Source organism: Bacillus sp. ISL-57, from assembly GCF_018613135.1.
Lineage (GTDB): Bacteria > Bacillota > Bacilli > Bacillales > DSM-1321 > Peribacillus > Peribacillus frigoritolerans.
This window is the reverse complement of record NZ_JAGGQV010000001.1, coordinates 635,102-652,759: the sequence shown is the minus strand read 5'-3', so window position 1 is coordinate 652,759 and position 17,658 is coordinate 635,102. Positions and strand designations below refer to the sequence as shown.

Genomic DNA, 17,658 nt, shown 5'->3' with positions numbered 1-17,658 from the left:
AGGGGCAAAAGATGAATCTTTACAAAAAAATTATCACGTTCATATCATTAAATAGAAGCATGAAGTGGTTATTGTTTGAAGCGTTATTTTTTTTAGCAGTAGGCCGTATTTTTAAATTGTTTCCATTTATTAAGAGTGCCCGATTACTGGGAAATCACATGGAAGAAACCAGCTATTCTGTAAAATATTTAGATAAAGAAGTAATAAAGAATATTTCAGAGGCCATACATATCATGAGCTACTATACATTCTGGGAGAGCCAATGTTTAGTTAAGGCGGTAGCTGGAATGAAAATGCTTGAAAGAAGAGGAATGGAAAGTACAGTTTATTTTGGCACGGCAAGAGATGAAAATGGTGATTTGATTGCTCATGCTTGGTTGCGGAGTGGTCCGTATTATGTAACGGGCGCAGAAGAAATGGGTAAATTCATTGTTGTCGGGAAATTCGCTAAAACAAAAAAAGCTTAAAAAGAGGGAATTAAATGAATGACAAAACCAATTTCGATTCATCAAGCATATCTAATGAATTAAAGTTTTTATTGGATTGTCTGAAAAGTGAAACAAACAAGCAGGTTCCATTTAATGTAGAACAAAACCTTGATTGGAATTTGTTCTTGAAACTGGCCAGGCATCATAGGGTTTACCCACTTATTTATAAAAAACTAAAATACGCAAATTATATTCCTGCACCTATAATTCAATCGATGTACTACGATTATCAAAAAAATACCTTTAAAATGTTAAAGCTAAGTGGAGAAATCGAAAGGATTTCCCGAGTTGTTTTTGAAAATGAAATTTCGACGCTATTTTTAAAAGGACCTATATTGGCAGCTGATTTATATGGAGGTATATCTCAAAGGACTTCAAGTGATGTTGATATTTTGGTTAACATCGATGATCTAAAGAAGATCGAGTCCCTTTTAATTCAAATGGGATATGTAAAAGATGAATATATACAAACCGTATTAAATGATTGGAAGTGGCGCCATCATCATTTTGTCTATTTTCATACCGAGAAAGAGATTAAACTTGAAATTCATTGGCGTTTAAACCCAGGTCCAGCCAAGGAACCAACTTTTAATGAGTTATGGCTACGAAAGAGGGTTAGCTCACTAACTACTTCATATCCGATATATTGTTTAGGTAATGAGGATCTCTTTTTATTTCTAGCTTCACATGGGGCGCGTCATGGATGGTCACGCCTTCGCTGGTTAGTGGATATCGACCGACTTTGCCAAAAAAAATTGGATTGGGATAAAATAATTAGCCTGCTAAAAAAATATCAATATATGCATGTTGCAGGTCAAACATTAGTCCTGACTTCCCAAATGTTAAATACACCGATAAACAAAGAAGTAAACGATCTTACACTAAAATACCGTTCCAATCGATTGGCACAAGAAGCACTATTTTATATTCAACGATTCATTAACCTTCATGATGAACCACTATCTGAAGAGATTGCTAGTTATCATAAAAAGCATCTATTTTCACTCATGTCATTTCAGAATAAACTGTTATTCGTACTCAGTTTTCTTCATCCTTATTTTGAGGATACAAAAACCTTGCCGTTGCCTCAAAAGTTCCATTTTTTATATTTTCCTTTGAGGCCTTTTTTATGGTTTTGGAGAAAAACGAGAATACGAAATGTCATAGGAGGATAAGATGAAACAGCTGTGGTTCTTTTTCAAAAGGCTATACACTTTCACAGGGAAAATACTATTTATCAATATGCTAGGAATGGTCATTGTTAGCTTAATGGACAGTGTAGGCATTCTTTTATTAGTACCCATGATAAGTGTAAGTGGAATTATAGATATAGATCTATCAAATAATCTTCCTTCCACGCTCTCTTGGATAGTCGAGATACCTAAAATGATAAGCTTATCCATTATCTTAGGTTTTTATATTGTTCTAGTGATTCTCCAGAACATTCTCCAACGAAATCTTACAATACGTGATGTGAGAATGCAGCAAGCATATATCAGTCATTTAAGGATTCAATTGTATCAGTCTTTATTACATGCCAACTGGGAGTTCTTTATTAAAACACGGAAATCGGATTTAATAAATATCATGACAAACGATTTAGCACGAGTTAATGCAGGAATTAATTTAATCTTACAATTATTAGCTTCTGTGATCTTTACACTCATTCAAATTGGTGTGGCGTTTTGGTTAGCTCCGAAAATTACAGTATTCGTTTTGGTTGCTGGTTTGGTCCTGGCACTATTTTCAAGGAAATTCATCCGAAAAGCTAAGTCATTAGGAAGTAGGACATCTCAATTAGCACTAAGATATTTAGCCAGCGTTACCGACCAGTTAAATGGAATTAAGGATATAAAAAGTTATCATTTAGAGAAATCACATGTAAATTGGATCAGTTCATTAACGAAAGAAATGAATGACGAGCAAGTTGAGTATATTAAATTAAACACAAAATCTCAATTATCATATAAAGTAGCATCTGCCTTATTAATCGCATCTTTCGTTTTTTTATCCATTACACTTTTTGCAGCTCAACAGGAAGAACTTTTACTCATTATCCTTATTTTTTCAAGGTTATGGCCTAGATTTACAGCCATACAAAGCAATATGGAAAATATATCTTCAACTTTACCAGCTTTCAAATCCATTATGAAAATAGAAGGTGAAGCAAAAGGCTACAAAGAGGCTTATAGTCTCGAGAATATCATGCCAATTGTCATCGAACAAAAACTGGAATGTCATGATCTTTTTTTTCGTTATAACAAAACTGAAACAGACTATACACTGCAAAATATCAATATAGCAATACCCGCTAATAGGTTGACCGCTATCGTCGGTCCATCCGGAGCAGGTAAAAGCACATTAATCGATCTAATGATGGGCCTCATGCTCCCTGATGTGGGAGAGATTATAGTTGATGGTAAAAAACTCTCTAGAAAAGATTTAATCGGTTTAAGGAAATCTATTAGTTATGTTTCCCAAGATCCATTTTTATTCAATGGAAGTATAAAGGAAAATTTGCTTTTAGTCGAACCGAAGGCCAGCGACCAACAAATATGGGAAGCGTTGGAATTTTCTGCGGCGGCTGATTTTGTGATTAAATTGCCTCAAAATATAGATACGGTAATTGGGGATAGAGGCATTAGGTTATCTGGGGGAGAAAGACAGAGACTAGTTCTTGCAAGGGCTATATTACGTAAACCATCGATTCTGGTTTTGGATGAAGCTACCAGTGCCCTTGATAACGACACTGAAGCCAAAATTCAAAAAGCTATCGAAACTTTACAAGGCCGCATGACCATCATTGTCATTGCACACCGTTTAAGCACCATAAGGAATGCCGATCAAGTCATCGTATTAGAGAAAGGGGAAATTTTACAGAACGGTGAATATAGTGAGTTGTCTAAAGAAAGAGGTTTATTTAAACAATTGCTAACAAGAGAAGTGGATACGATAAATTCATGAAATAATTTCTAAAATAAAAGTAGATAACTAGTTGACTCGTTCTTTATAAAGAACTAAAATAAGGATATATTCATAGGAAAATTAACACGTAATAAGAACAGTACAGTTTTAGCAGTTTTATATCGTTGATTAAGGCATTATTGTTCTTAATAAAGAAAAGTAAGTTGAAAAAGGTGGTTCAATGACAAATTATTCAAAAAGGAACTTTGAAAATCAACAACCTGCCAAAGAGATTAATTTAAAAGAACTGATCGGTATCATTAGTAGGCGTATATGGATCGTCATTATTGTCACACTCTTATTCATACTGGCAGGATATTTGAAAACTTTAACAACAACCCCTCTTTACCAGGCATCTACGAGAATAATTATTGAAGCCAATCAAGATAAAATGAAAACTCTTCAAGTCATAATAAAAGATACTACAGTTTTACAGAAAGTTATCGATGAAATGGAATTACCACTATCACCAGAAGCATTGGCAGGGGCAATAAACGTAACTAGTGTAGAGGAATCAGAAGTAGTCAGTATTAGCGTCACATCATCCAATCCTTATACAGCTGCCGAGATCGCCAATACGACGGCGAGAGTATTTAAAAATGAGGCTCCTAATATAGTGGACTTTAAAAAAATACGAAATTTATCCCCGGCCAAGGTAAACTTAGTGCCAATTAACGGAGACAATAATGGAACAATAATAAAGAGCGGAATTATAGGTTTATTTTTGGGTATCGGACTGACATTTTTATTGAATTCATTGGATTATACAATTCGTAAAGAGCAAGAAGTAGAGGATATCATAGGTTTTCCAGTTATAGGACATGTATCTAAAATGAATAAAAAGAATTCGAATGTCAGTAAAAACAATATTAAAAAAATTAAAGAAGTGCAACAAGCTAAACATTCAAAAGAAACAAGAGCAGAATTGTGAGGCGGTTAGAATGACGATGAATAAACAAAAAATCGGGGATAGACTAAAGAAAAGGAATCTTGTGGCTTTTTCAAGTCCGGATTCTTTAATCTCCGAACAATATAGAACGATTCGAACAAATATTAGGTTTTCCTCCGTATCGAAAAAACGGAATATCATCATGATAACCTCTCCATCATCTGGAGAAGGTAAATCAACCACTGCTGCAAATCTAGCTGTTTCAATGGCCCAAAATAAAGAAAAGGTTTTACTGATAGATGCTAATTTAAGGAATCCTGCAATTCACTCGATCTTTAAGATTCCAAATAAAGTAGGATTGACAAATATTTTATCTGATTCAAATTTCACATCTCTTGACAAGGCTGTATACAGGACGGGAATGGGTGATTTAGATGTTTTGACAAGTGGCCCTATACCCTTCAATCCAGGCGAAATAATTGGATTGCCAGTCATGCAGGACTTCCTTGTTAAGTGTGAAGAGCAATACGATATTGTTCTCATAGACTCCCCATCAATATTAGAGGTTACAGACACAAAAATTTTGGCCAATTATTGTAATGGGATCATTATGGTGTTCAATAACGGCAAAACGGAGTTAAAAAAAGCTTTAGCTACAAAAAGAATCCTTCAATTTGTTGAAGAAAAGATTGTAGGAGTCGTTTTAAACGATAATCCGGAAAATCTGTTTACCAATTTATTGAAGAAAATCCTATAAAGACGAAAAAAAATTTTATAGCAGTGTTCTTTATTACGAACGAAAATTAAATTAATAAAGTATTTGGTGATGTCTCCTTGCCATTATAAACGGAGGCACTCGATCATGCTGTGGGTTTAATAGACCTTAGACGCCAGTCGTCAAGAGTGTGGGGTGAGGGAGGGTTAAATGCCCTATAATTTTATTAAAGTGCTAATGAATGCTGTCTTAATAGGACAGCATTCATTAGCACTTTATCATTTAATTCCTTTTAACTGTAACAATAAATTGATCTACAAGGGGGGAAAGTATTGACATATCAACAAAGACTATCACTTTTTATATTAATCGATTCATGTATTGTCTTATCAGCTATTTTTTTAGGGCGATTTTTAGTAGATGCCAGTATTTATGTTTTTACTATTCCGATTGTGCTCAGCTCTGTTACGATTCTCCTCAGTCATCATATTTTTGCTATTACCTTTCATCTATATAAAAAAGCGTGGGAGTATGCGAGTATAGGTGAATTAGTCATTATATTCAAAACTGTTACGGCATCCATTTTTACTACATCAATAGTACAGGCACTTCTTTTTCAAGATGTATATTATCGGTTGTTGGCGGTAACTTGGTTACTTCACATGCTATTGATAGGCGGATCAAGATTTTGTTGGAGAATGTTTAGAGATCAATACTTAATCAAATATGAAAATAAGAAAAGAACATTAATAATAGGGGCAGGTTCAGCAGGTACGATGGTTGCCCGGCAATTATTAAAAAATAATGATGTAGATTTATTACCAGTAGCATTTATTGATGATAACGTACGAAAACATAATCTTGATATTTTAGGAATACCTGTAGTGGGAGGAGTGGGTGAAATTTCAAGAAACGTTGAAGCATTGAATATCGAACATATTATCATTGCCATTCCTTCATTGAATAAACAGGAAATGAATCGAATTTTCCTTGAATGTGCAAAAACAAATGCGAAGACACAAATCCTCCCAATGTTAGAAGATTTATTAACTGGAAAGCTTTCAGTCAATAAATTTAGAGATGTACAGGTTCAAGATCTTCTTGGACGTGAACCTGTAGAATTAGATATTGATGTAATTTCAGAGTATGTAACCGAAAAGGTAATTTTAGTCACTGGGGCAGGAGGTTCAATTGGATCAGAGATTTGCCGCCAAATTTCTAAATTTAATCCATCCAGGTTAATTTTACTCGGTCATGGTGAAAACAGTATTTATACGATAGAAATGGAGTTGAAAGAAACATATAAAAACAAAAATATCGAGTTTTTAACAGAAATTGCTGATCTTCAAGATCGAAAAAAAATGTTGTCCGTCATGGCAGAATATCAACCAGATGTCGTTTATCATGCAGCAGCACATAAACATGTACCATTGATGGAACGAAACCCAGAAGAAGCGGTCAAAAATAACTTAATAGGTACAAGGAATGTTGCCAATGCGGCTAGCTGGAGCGGAGTAAAAACTTTTGTGATGATATCCAGTGATAAGGCAGTTAACCCTACAAGTGTTATGGGCTCCACAAAAAGGCTAGCGGAAATGACGATTCAACAAATAAATAAAGAAAGCAAAACGAAGTTTGTAGCCGTTCGTTTTGGGAATGTGCTAGGGAGCAGAGGAAGTGTCATCCCGCTATTCACCAAACAAATTGAAAAAGGCGGGCCAGTCACAGTGACACATCCTGATATGATTCGTTATTTCATGACTATCCCTGAAGCTTCAAGACTTGTCATCCAAGCTGGGGCGTTAGCACAAGGCGGCGAGATTTTTGTACTAGATATGGGCCATCCAGTGAAGATTGTAGATTTGGCGAAAAACTTGATTAAACTCTCCGGTCATTCTGAAGATGATATATCAATAGAATTCACGGGAACAAGACCAGGTGAAAAACTATTTGAAGAACTGTTAAATCAAGATGAAATTCATGAAAAACAAATATATCCAAATATTTACATAGGGAAAACAGGGAATTTATATTCAAAGGAGATTGAAGATATTATAAACAGTTATCCTGATATGGATAAAGAATCACTAAGAAAAAAACTAGTAGATCTGGCGAATGAACGTGATACTGCACCTCTTCTTGTGCCCGTTTCCAACTAAACGATATTAAAATCCTATATATAAGTATCATGGAATAAAACGAGGAACAAGATATCGAAAGGATAGTGAATGATGGAGAAGAAAGTCCTATTTTGTGCAACAAAGGATTATCATTTTGAAGCGTTTCACTTGCCATATTTTAAATGGTTTAAAGAGCAAGGGTATAAGGTCCATACAGCAGCACATGGTGATTTGAATCTCCCATTTGTTGATAAAAAACACGTTATACCCATTCAGAGGTCTCCATTTAAAAAAGAAAACATTATGGCATACAAAGAATTAAAGTACATCATCGATAACAATAATTTTCAAATCATTCATTGTCATACGCCAATGGGGGGGGCTTTAGGCAGGCTTGCTGGTCGGAAAGCAAGAGAACGTGATACAAAAATGCTATATACGGCACACGGCTTCCATTTTTTCAAAGGCGCTCCTATCCTAAACTGGCTAGTCTACTATCCCATTGAAAAATTTTTAGCAAGAATGACAGATTGTTTGATAACGATCAATAATGAAGATTTTCAAATTGCCATACAAAGAAACTTCAGGGCAAAGGAGATTACTCATATCCTTGGTGTTGGAGTTGATACAAATCAATATCATCCTGTCTCCACAAATAAGAAAACTGAACTAAGGTTAGAAAGAGGGTATTGTGAAGAGGATTTCCTTATGTTTTATGCAGCCGAGTTCAATAAAAACAAAAACCAGCAACTATTGCTTCGGGCTTTTTCTTTGATAAAAGAAGAGGTTTCAAATGCTAGGTTACTATTGGCCGGAGATGGACCTTTATTAGACGAATGCAAGATTCTTGCGGAATCTTTAGGAATCAGAAATCAGGTTGATTTTCTTGGTTTTCGAAAAGATATTGATGAATTATTGAAAATCAGTGATCTCGCTGTAGCATCAAGCTTGAGAGAGGGACTTCCAGTAAATATCATGGAAGCGATGGCTTGTGGACTGCCAATAATAGCTAATGAAAATAGAGGGCATAGGGAGTTGGTCTTCAATGGTCAAAATGGGTGGTTAATTGCAAGGAATGATGAAAAATCATTTGCTGAAAAGATCATAAAAATTGCTGGAAATAGGGGAATGAGAAAAATGCTGGGTGAAAGTAGCCATAAAATGGTGGAAAGAAAATATAGTGCAAAAAAAATCCTGGAAGCTAAAAGCGAACTTTATAAATCATACATGGAAGATACGGAGGAAAGAGTATGGGGAATCCACTAAGGATCCTGCATGTTGTCGTTAATATGAATAGGGGCGGAGCGGAAACCTTGATCATGAACTTGTATCGCAATATGGACCGCTCGAAAATACAATTTGATTTTCTTACATCCAAAGAAGGCGTATTTGATGATGAAATCGTAAAACTGGGCGGTAAGATTCATAGAATTCCTTATATTTCTGATGTAGGTCACTTTGCTTATAAAAAACAGTTAGATCGATTCTTTAGCAAAAATCATTCCTATAAGGTCGTTCATGCCCATATGGATAAAATGAGCGGAATCGTTCTTCAATCAGCTAAAAAAGCAGGAATTCCAAAAAGAATTTCACATAGTCATAACACCCAAAGTGAAGGCAGCTTGTCTTCCAGGATTTACAAATGGTATGCAGGGACATTAATCCTGCCCAATGCTACAAATTTATTAGCTTGTTCTAGACAGGCAGCACAGTGGTTATTTAAAGATAAGACAAATACTGCGAATATTTTAAAAAACGGCATTGAATACCAATTATTTTCTTTCTCACCCGAGACAAGATGTAAAGTGAGAAAAGAATTAAATATCGAAAGTGATGCATGTGTTTTAGGACACGTTGGAAGATTTGCTCAACAAAAAAATCATTCTTTTTTGATTGATATCTTTGCAAATTTTATTAGAGAAATGGAAAATTCCTACTTGATTTTAGTCGGAGATGGGCCATTAAAACCAGAAATATTAGCAAAGGTTAAAGCACATAATTTAGAAGATAAAGTTAAATTCCTTGGGGTTCGGAGTGATATAAATCGAGTCCTACAAGCTTTCGATGTTTTTGTCTTTCCTTCTTTACATGAAGGATTGCCGGTTTCACTTATCGAAGCTCAGGCAGCTGGACTGCCTTGCTTAATCTCGGACCAAATTTCCAAAGAGGTAGATTTGGGAATCAATCTGATCCGATTTTTACCTATATATGATTGCAAAATATGGATTTCCCATTTAATGAAATTAACCTCCACGAAAATGAAAAGAAGTATTCAACCGGATTCATTATCCAAACAGGGGTATTCGATAAATGAAACAGCCAATGAACTAAAAGATTTTTATCTATCAATGTCAGGGTGAATCATATGAAAACTTTAACAGTGTTTACACCAACCTATAATAGGGCTTATTGTCTCGAAAAATGTTATAAGAGCTTAGTACGTCAAAACAATAAAGATTTTACTTGGTTAATTATTGATGATGGATCAACAGATAATACAAAAGAAATGGCACATCATTGGATTCAGGAAAAGAAAATTGATATTAAGTATTACTGGCAAGAAAATCAAGGAATGCATGGTGCACATAATACAGCCTATAAACTAATTGAAACGGAATTGAATGTTTGTATTGATTCCGATGACTATTTGGCGGATGGGGCAGTAGAAATTATCCTTTCATATTGGAGAAAACATGGCCACGAAAATGTAAGTGGTATAGCAGCTCTGGACGCGACGATCAATAACCAAATCATCGGAACAAAGTTACCTGAGAAATTAAAAAGTTCTACATTGTTTGATCTCTATAATAAATATGGTGTAACAGGAGACAAGAAATTGGTTTATCGAACAGAATTGACGAAGGAATATCCCTATCCTGTTTTTAAAAACGAGAAATATATTGGCCTTGCTTATAAATACTATATGCTAGATAAGCAATACAAAATGTTACTGATGAATGAAGTACTGTGTCATGTTGAATATCTTCCTGATGGTTCCTCTCGAAATATGTATAACCAATATCTTAAAAATCCTAGGGGCTTCTCATTTTACCGGAAAGAGCTTATGAAGTTACCTTTTGGCGGAAAGTTATTCAAATATAAGCAAGCCATTCATTATGTATCGAGCAACCTACTAATGAAAAATCCGAAACTGTTCATTGAGACTCCTAAGAAAGCACTCACGGTTTTGGCCTTCCCATTAGGCATACTTTTATATGCCTTCATCATCAGTAAAACTAGGATTAGGTTAATTGAAAGGAATTAATGTTAAATGACCATACTTTGGATCAATCTCGCCATCGTATTTATTTTTTCATATTTAGGTAGGTATTTTTCAACATATTCACTAATCACACCGACTGAATTATATGGTTTTAAACCAAATAAGCTGTTGGTTTTTTTAGCTGTTGTATGTTTAGTTTGTGTTTCGGGACTCAGGACAAATATTGGAGATACTTTCAATTATAAAAATATTTATATTGAAAATGACTTTACTTGGGAGTATATATCTTCACAAAAGGATATGGGATTCGGCATTCTGCAGATGTTGTTAAAGAAATTCTCAGGTGACCCTCAAGTATTGATTTTTACAACTGCTATGATCACAAATGTTTTAATTGTCATGGTTTTATATAAATATTCACGACTTTTTGAACTAGGCACCTATGTATATATTACAGGTGGGTTGCACTTAGTATCAATGAATGGAATACGGCAAGTGCTTGCAGCTGCCATTATTTTTACAGCAACCAAGTATTTATTAAATGGAAATTTTGTGAAATACACATTAATTGTATTAATTGCATCTACATTTCACCAAAGTGCTCTTATCCTTATACCCATTTATTTTTTAGTTAGAACAAAGGCATGGACAAAATCAACTCTTGCTTGGTTATCTTTTTCCGTTATTATTGTCCTTGGTTTTGGGAAATTTACATCGTTTTTATTTTCTGTTTTACAGGATACCCAGTATAGTGACTATTCTAATTTTAATGAAGGCGGGGCTAGTGTGATTAGGGTAGCAGTCAGTGCAGCGCCATTATTAATTGCCTACCTAGGTAAAGATAAACTTCGCAAAATATTTCCTAAGAGTGACTATATAGTAAATATGGCTTTATTGGGATTGGTGTTTATGATTATTTCCACACAACAATGGATATTCGCGAGGATTTCTATTTATTTTAATTTATATCAACTAATTCTGATTTCCTGGCTAATTGAATTATTTAGTGAAAAAGATCAAAAGCTCTTATATTATTCAATTCTCGTTTTATTTTTTGTTTTTTATTTTTACGAAAATGTTACCAGTTTAAATATTTTGTATAAAAGTGATATTTTAGAAAGCTTATTTTAATAGTGGGGAGGTGAAATTTGATGAAGAAATTAAGGTCTCCAAAGAGAGTTTTACATATTGTCAGTGCGATGGATCGTGGCGGGGCAGAAACAATTATTATGAACATATATAGGAATCTGGACAGAGAAAAGATTCAATTTGACTTTGTTACTCATTCAAATAAGAAAGAAGATTTCGAAGATGAAATAATAAGATTAGGTGGAAACTTGTTTAAAATACCAAGCTTGGGAAAAGTCGGTCCAATATCCTATCTTAAAGAACTAAATAGAATCATGTCTTCCCATCCTTACCAAGCTGTTCATGCCCATACTGATTATCAAGCAGGCTTTCCAGCATTAGCAGCAAAGATAGCGGGGATAAAAATAAGGATCTGTCATTCACACAGTAATAATTGGGCAAAAGGAAACCATTTTAAAGAAAGATTTACGCTTAAGCTCCTTCAAACAATCATGAAAATTTCAGCAAATAGATTTTGCGGATGTAGTCCTGAGGCGGCTCAATTCATGTTTGGTAAACAAAGAGTGAAAAATGGAAAAGTCACGATATTAAAAAATGGAATAAATGTTAACGATTTTACTGAATCAAATGTAAATAGTAAGGATAGTATCATTAGAGAGTTTGGTTTAAGCGAAGAAGTAAAAATCATTGGACACGTGGGGCGGTTTTCGGATTCGAAAAACCACCTTTTTATTTTGCAATTTTTAAATACATTAATAAAGAAAGATAGAAAGTTTTTTGCCCTTTTAATCGGAGATGGTCCTTTAAGACTGGAAATGGAGCAAAAAGCAGAAGCGTTAGGAATTAAAAAAAATATCAAATTCTTAGGAGTAAGAACGGATATTCCTAGATTAATGAAAGCTTTTGATGTTTTCTTATTTCCTTCATTATTCGAAGGCTTTGGAATTGCTGCATTAGAAGCACAAGGATCTGGAACGCCTTGCATTATGTCGGATACTTTACCAAAAAGTATAGATATGGAACTCGGCTTAGCATCATTTATTAGTTTGCAGGAGCCTCTAGACGTTTGGTGTAACGAAGTAATTAGATCCTTATTGATCGATACCCCTGACAATGAAACGATTAAAAGAAAAATATCGAATAAGGGTTATGATATACATGGGAATGTTAGGGATTGGTTAAAGCTATATGAAGTTTCCTGAAAAAGAGGTTTTTACGATGAAGAAAAAGATTTTGATTACATCTTTTGACTTGGCAATTGGAGGAGTCGAAAGAAGTCTAATAGGATTGTTAAATCAAATCAATTATGCTAAATACGATGTCGATTTATTATTATTTAAACATGAAGGAGAATTCCTGTCATTTATCCCGGAAGGTCCTAATTTATTACCGGAAGAACCTTCGTATACAACCTTTAGAAAATCCATTCAACAAATTGTAAAAGAGGGTTTTTACCCTATCGCTATTTCTAGAGTCATCGCAAAGTATTCAGGTGTAGTACATGGAAAAGTAAAAAAGGTTGAAGAACCAGGTTATTTATCCATTCAGTACGGTTGGGAGCTTACTACCCGGCATTTACCAAATCTTAATAAAGAATATGATGTGGCCATAGGTTTTTTATGGCCACATCACTTTATCGGGGATAAAGTCAAAGCCAAGAAGAAGATCGGCTGGATTCATACCGATTATTCCAATATTTATGTGAATAAGAAAATTGAGAAGAAAATGTGGGGGAAAATAGATGATATCGTAGTGGTTTCTGAAGAATGTTCTCAAACATTTTTAGAAGTTTTTCCTGACTTCAAGGAAAAAACAACGGTAATCGAAAATATTCTTTCTCCAGATTTTGTTAGAGAACAAGCGAAGGCAGATATTCCCAAAGAAATCATTAATTCACCTGGTAAAACCATATTAGTAACAGTGGGACGTTTAACACATGCAAAAGGTTTGGATGAAGCAATAAGGGCTTGTAAAAAGCTAATAGACGAGGGATTTGACATTCAGTGGTATGTGGTAGGTTATGGACCTCTCGAAAACGAGTTAAGAAACTTAATAATAAAATTAGGAGTTGAAAAGCAATTTATATTATTAGGGAAGAAAACCAATCCATATCCATATATTGCAGCTTGTGATATTTATGTTCAACCTTCACGTTATGAAGGTAAAGCAGTAACAATACGAGAAGCACAAGTGCTTGGTAAACCAGTTGTGATAACCAATTTCCCTACCGCAAAAAGCCAAGCGGATAATGGGTTTGATGCCTTAATAACAGAGTGCGGTCAGGATGGAATTGCCAGAGGGATTGTAAAAATGATTGTTGATGATGAATTTAGGGGGGCAATAGTTTCGAACGTACTTGCGAAGGATTATGGCAATGAAAATGAAATTAATAAAATCTATGGATTAATCAACAATTAAATTTAAATGAAAGTGAGGGAATCTAATAAATGGCAATACTGGTCACCGGCGGAGCTGGATTCATCGGCAGCCATACATGCATAGAGCTATTGAATGAAGATTATGAGATTATTGTGGTAGATAATTTTTCTAATAGTAAACCAGAATCGCTAAAGCGTGTTTGTGAAATAACAGGAAAAACCATCATGATTTATCATTTGGATCTTTTAGATTCAGAATCTTTAGAAAAAGTGTTCCTAGTAAATCAAATTGAAGCAGTTATCCACTTAGCTGGACTTAAAGCGGTAGGTGAATCCGTTAAAGAATCTCTGAAATATTATAAAAACAATATCACTACGACCATTATAATTTGTGACCTTATGCAAAAATATAGTGTGAAAAAACTGGTATTTAGCTCATCTGCCACTGTATATGGATTGCCGGATACAGTTCCAATATCAGAAGGATTTCCCTTAAAAGCTTTGAATCCATATGGCAGGACAAAATTAATGGTCGAAGAAATTCTTCAGGACATATATATTTCAGACAATGAATGGAGCATTACAATCCTGAGATATTTCAATCCAATAGGGGCACATGAAAGCGGTATGATAGGTGAAGATCCAAGCGGAACCCCTAATAACTTAATGCCATATATCACTAAAGTGGCCGTAGGTCAGTTAAATGTACTTAATATTTTCGGGAATGGTTATTCAACGAAAGATGGGACAGGTGTAAGAGATTATATCCATGTAGTTGATCTTGCAAATGGCCATGTAGCAGCACTAGATAAAACTCTAAAATCCACCGGTGTTAATATTTATAATCTTGGAACCGGAATAGGATACAGCGTTTTAGAAGTAGTGTCAGCTTTTGAGTTAGCAACAGGAGTAAAAATCCCCATTAACATTTCACATCCTAGGCCGGGAGATGCCGCCATTTGTTATGCAGATCCTAAGAAAGCGGAAAAAGAATTAAACTGGATTGCAAAGAAAAGCATTCACGATATGTGTGAGGATTCTTGGAGATGGCAATCACGTAATCCTAATGGATATAAAATAAAAGATGAATTGGAAAATCCCCGCTTAATACAATGCGAGGATTTTTTAATACCAAATAATTAGAAAAATGGTGTAAGGGATGAGCAAAAAAGCAAAGAAGGAAAACTTTAAAGATATTTTATTAGTTGCCTATAAGTTGGGTAATCAATCAGATATGAAAGTATCTATATTAATAGAAGAAATCAAACAAAAAATTGTCATGACAAATGGTAAATAAAAATCTCGGAAGTGAAGATTATGAAAAGAATAATTGATTTTTTAATTTCATTGATTTTATTGGTTATCCTAAGTCCAATAATGGTGATAATAGGAATTTTTATAAAGTATAACCTTGGAACGCCTGTACTTTTTAAACAAACAAGACCAGGTTTTAATGGAAAGCCTTTTACCCTTTATAAATTTCGTTCCATGAATAATCAAACCGATGAACACGGTAAACCCCTTCCTGACCATTTGAGATTAACCAGATTTGGCAATGCACTTAGAAAGTTAAGCCTAGATGAATTGCCACAGTTAGTTAATGTTGTTAAAGGTGACCTTAGTTTAGTCGGACCACGTCCTTTATTAATGGAATACCTTCCTTTATATAACGATGATCAAGCTAAACGTCATGATGTTCGTCCTGGAATAACTGGTTGGGCACAAGTAAATGGTAGAAATGCGATATCATGGGAAGAAAAATTCACATTGGACGTTTGGTATGTAAATCATCAATCATTATTACTCGATTTTAAAATATTATTACTCACGATAGTAAAAGTGGTTAAATCTGAAGGAGTAAATTCAGGGACAAATGAAACCATGCTTCCCTTTAGAGGATCTGATGGTCAGGAAAGAGAGGGGCAGGGATGAAAATTGTATTAGTTGGGGAAGGCGGTCATAGTAAAGTTATAAAGGACATGATTGATATAGCTGAAGGGAACGAATTAATTGGTTATCTAGACGATAAATATGATCGAACAATCGTGAAAGAACATTTGTTTTTTGCACCGCTTTCAATCGTATCCGATTTATTAGAGCAATTCAAGGATATAAAATTCATTGTTGCAATAGGTAATAACCATATTCGTAAAAAAGTTGTAGAGGAATTGAATATACCGGATTCTTATTATGTATCGGTAATTCACCCTTCTTCCATTATTAGTCCAAGCATAAAGATAGGAGTAGGTACAGTAGTCATGCCATCAACTGTTATCAATGCTGATGCTAAAATTGGCCGTCATTCAATCATCAATACAGCTTCTGTGATAGAACATGATAGTGAAATAGGTGATTTTGTACATATTTCACCCCATGCGACATTAACTGGTGCCGTAAAGGTAGATGAAGGGACTCATGTAGGTGCCGGTTCTACACTGATACCAAATGTGAATATTGGAGAATGGTCCGTGATTGGTGCTGGAGCTACTGTTATAAATAACATTCAATCTCATAGTTTAGCTGTCGGAACCCCTGCAAAGATGAAAAAAATAGGTATAGGAGGTGTGTAGAATGTTAAATGTAACAAGCAAAAAAAGAATTTTACTTTCAGCTCCCCATATGAGCGGAAATGAAGAAAAGTATATTAATGAAGCATTTGAAACAAATTGGATTGCACCGCTGGGGCCAAATCTGGATGCTTTTGAAAAGGATATAGCCAAATATGTAGGAGTCAAAGAAGTGCTTGCTGTCAGCTCTGGAACTGCCGCAATTCATTTGGCTCTTTCTTTATTGGGTGTGGGAAAAAATGATACTGTTTTTTGCTCTAGTCTTACCTTTGTGGCAACCGCCAATCCGATTCTTTATTTAAGTGCACAACCTATTTTCATAGATTCTGAACCAGAAACTTGGAATATGTCTCCTATTGCTTTAGAAAGAGCATTAAGAGAAGCTGCTAATGCCGGCAAACTTCCTAAAGCCGTCATAATAGTTAATCTATACGGTCAACCGGCTAAAATGGCTGAACTAGTAACGATTTGTAATCAGTATGACGTCCCGATTATCGAAGATGCAGCCGAGTCATTAGGTGCCACTTATAAAGGAAAAGCGAGTGGGACATTTGGGAAATTTGGAATTTACTCATTTAATGGAAATAAAATTATCACAACCTCTGGTGGCGGAGCGTTAATTTCTAACGATACTAATGCAATACAACGAGCTCGGTTTTTAGCTACTCAAGCTAAAGATGTTGCCCCTCATTATCAGCATAGTGAGGTTGGTTACAATTACCGTATGAGTAATATTCTTGCTGGCATTGGAAGAGGGCAATTAGAGGTATTGGGTGAAAGAGTAAAAGCAAGGAGAGCGGTTTATGATTTATATTATCAGCATTTGGCTGATTTACCTGGATTAAAATTCATGCCCGAATTAGAAAATACCCGTTCAAACAGATGGTTGACCGCATTGACCATAAATGAAGCTGAATTTGGAATTTCTATAAAAAAATTATTACAGGCTCTACAGGAGGAAAATATTGAGGCTAGACATGTTTGGAAGCCGCTACACATGCAACCTATTTTTAAAGGGTATGTCTATTACCCACATTATAAAGAAACGAACGTTTCTGAACAGTTATTTTTTACAGGGATCTGTTTACCATCCGGATCAAACATGTCTCGAGATGATCAAATGAGAGTCATCAACTCAATTAATAATGCTATAAATAAAGGAATTGATAATACCCATTCATCCAAAGGGAATCCAATTGGAAATGGGTAAAAAAGGATGAAGAGG

At 34.8% G+C, this 17,658-nt stretch carries 17 protein-coding genes; all 17 read left to right on the top strand.

Features of this window, described 5'->3' with window-relative positions; translation table 11 throughout:
- The first annotated feature begins 11 nt into the window (after positions 1 to 11).
- Positions 12 to 467 carry a lasso peptide biosynthesis B2 protein gene (locus J7I90_RS03120; RefSeq protein ID WP_214768350.1) on the top strand — a complete coding sequence of 152 codons (456 nt, stop codon included), beginning with the start codon at positions 12 to 14 and terminating at the stop codon, positions 465 to 467.
- A gap of 14 nt (positions 468 to 481) precedes the next feature.
- Entirely contained in the window at positions 482 to 1,663 is a 1,182-nt protein-coding gene (locus tag J7I90_RS03115) for a nucleotidyltransferase domain-containing protein (protein ID WP_214768349.1), read from the top strand.
- 1 nt (position 1,664) lies between these two features.
- Positions 1,665 to 3,452, top strand: a complete 1,788-nt coding sequence (locus J7I90_RS03110; protein WP_214768348.1) for an ABC transporter ATP-binding protein — start codon at positions 1,665 to 1,667, stop codon at positions 3,450 to 3,452.
- Positions 3,453 to 3,633: 181 nt separating this feature from the next.
- Entirely contained in the window at positions 3,634 to 4,383 is a 750-nt protein-coding gene (locus tag J7I90_RS03105) for a YveK family protein (protein WP_214768347.1), read from the top strand.
- Positions 4,384 to 4,399: 16 nt separating this feature from the next.
- A complete protein-coding gene (locus tag J7I90_RS03100) occupies positions 4,400 to 5,098 on the top strand; it encodes a CpsD/CapB family tyrosine-protein kinase (RefSeq protein ID WP_311315188.1) in 699 nt (232 codons plus the stop codon).
- 290 nt (positions 5,099 to 5,388) lie between these two features.
- Complete coding sequence (locus J7I90_RS03095) at positions 5,389 to 7,215, top strand: polysaccharide biosynthesis protein (RefSeq protein ID WP_214768345.1); 1,827 nt, start codon at positions 5,389 to 5,391, stop codon at positions 7,213 to 7,215.
- 69 nt (positions 7,216 to 7,284) lie between these two features.
- Positions 7,285 to 8,442: a glycosyltransferase family 4 protein gene (locus J7I90_RS03090; RefSeq protein WP_214768344.1), complete on the top strand. Its 1,158-nt coding sequence runs from the start codon at positions 7,285 to 7,287 to the stop codon at positions 8,440 to 8,442.
- On the top strand, positions 8,427 to 9,536 hold the full coding sequence (locus J7I90_RS03085) for a glycosyltransferase family 1 protein (RefSeq protein WP_214768343.1): 1,110 nt from the start codon (positions 8,427 to 8,429) through the stop codon (positions 9,534 to 9,536). Before J7I90_RS03090 ends, J7I90_RS03085 begins: the two co-directional genes overlap by 16 nt.
- Before the next feature lie 5 nt (positions 9,537 to 9,541).
- Positions 9,542 to 10,441 (top strand): glycosyltransferase family 2 protein, encoded by a 900-nt coding sequence (locus J7I90_RS03080; RefSeq protein WP_214768342.1) that lies wholly within the window; start codon positions 9,542 to 9,544, stop codon positions 10,439 to 10,441.
- Between the two features lie 6 nt (positions 10,442 to 10,447).
- Positions 10,448 to 11,530, top strand: coding sequence for an EpsG family protein (locus J7I90_RS03075; protein WP_214768341.1), 1,083 nt, complete (start codon positions 10,448 to 10,450; stop codon positions 11,528 to 11,530).
- Positions 11,531 to 11,550: 20 nt separating this feature from the next.
- On the top strand, positions 11,551 to 12,690 hold the full coding sequence (locus tag J7I90_RS03070) for a glycosyltransferase family 1 protein (protein ID WP_214768340.1): 1,140 nt from the start codon (positions 11,551 to 11,553) through the stop codon (positions 12,688 to 12,690).
- 16 nt (positions 12,691 to 12,706) lie between these two features.
- Positions 12,707 to 13,906, top strand: coding sequence for a glycosyltransferase (locus J7I90_RS03065; protein ID WP_214768339.1), 1,200 nt, complete (start codon positions 12,707 to 12,709; stop codon positions 13,904 to 13,906).
- A 29-nt stretch (positions 13,907 to 13,935) separates the two neighbouring features.
- On the top strand, positions 13,936 to 15,009 hold the full coding sequence (gene galE, locus J7I90_RS03060; protein WP_214768338.1) for a UDP-glucose 4-epimerase GalE: 1,074 nt from the start codon (positions 13,936 to 13,938) through the stop codon (positions 15,007 to 15,009).
- 16 nt (positions 15,010 to 15,025) lie between these two features.
- A complete protein-coding gene (locus J7I90_RS03055; RefSeq protein WP_214768337.1) occupies positions 15,026 to 15,163 on the top strand; it encodes a YwzD family small protein in 138 nt (45 codons plus the stop codon).
- A gap of 20 nt (positions 15,164 to 15,183) precedes the next feature.
- Complete coding sequence (locus tag J7I90_RS03050; RefSeq protein ID WP_214768336.1) at positions 15,184 to 15,798, top strand: sugar transferase; 615 nt, start codon at positions 15,184 to 15,186, stop codon at positions 15,796 to 15,798.
- The gene (locus J7I90_RS03045) at positions 15,795 to 16,436 is read left to right on the top strand and encodes an acetyltransferase (RefSeq protein ID WP_214768335.1); all 642 of its coding nucleotides are present in this window, start codon (positions 15,795 to 15,797) and stop codon (positions 16,434 to 16,436) included. Before J7I90_RS03050 ends, J7I90_RS03045 begins: the two co-directional genes overlap by 4 nt.
- Before the next feature lies 1 nt (position 16,437).
- Positions 16,438 to 17,643, top strand: a complete 1,206-nt coding sequence (locus J7I90_RS03040) for an aminotransferase class I/II-fold pyridoxal phosphate-dependent enzyme (RefSeq protein ID WP_214768334.1) — start codon at positions 16,438 to 16,440, stop codon at positions 17,641 to 17,643.
- Positions 17,644 to 17,658 lie beyond the last annotated feature (15 nt).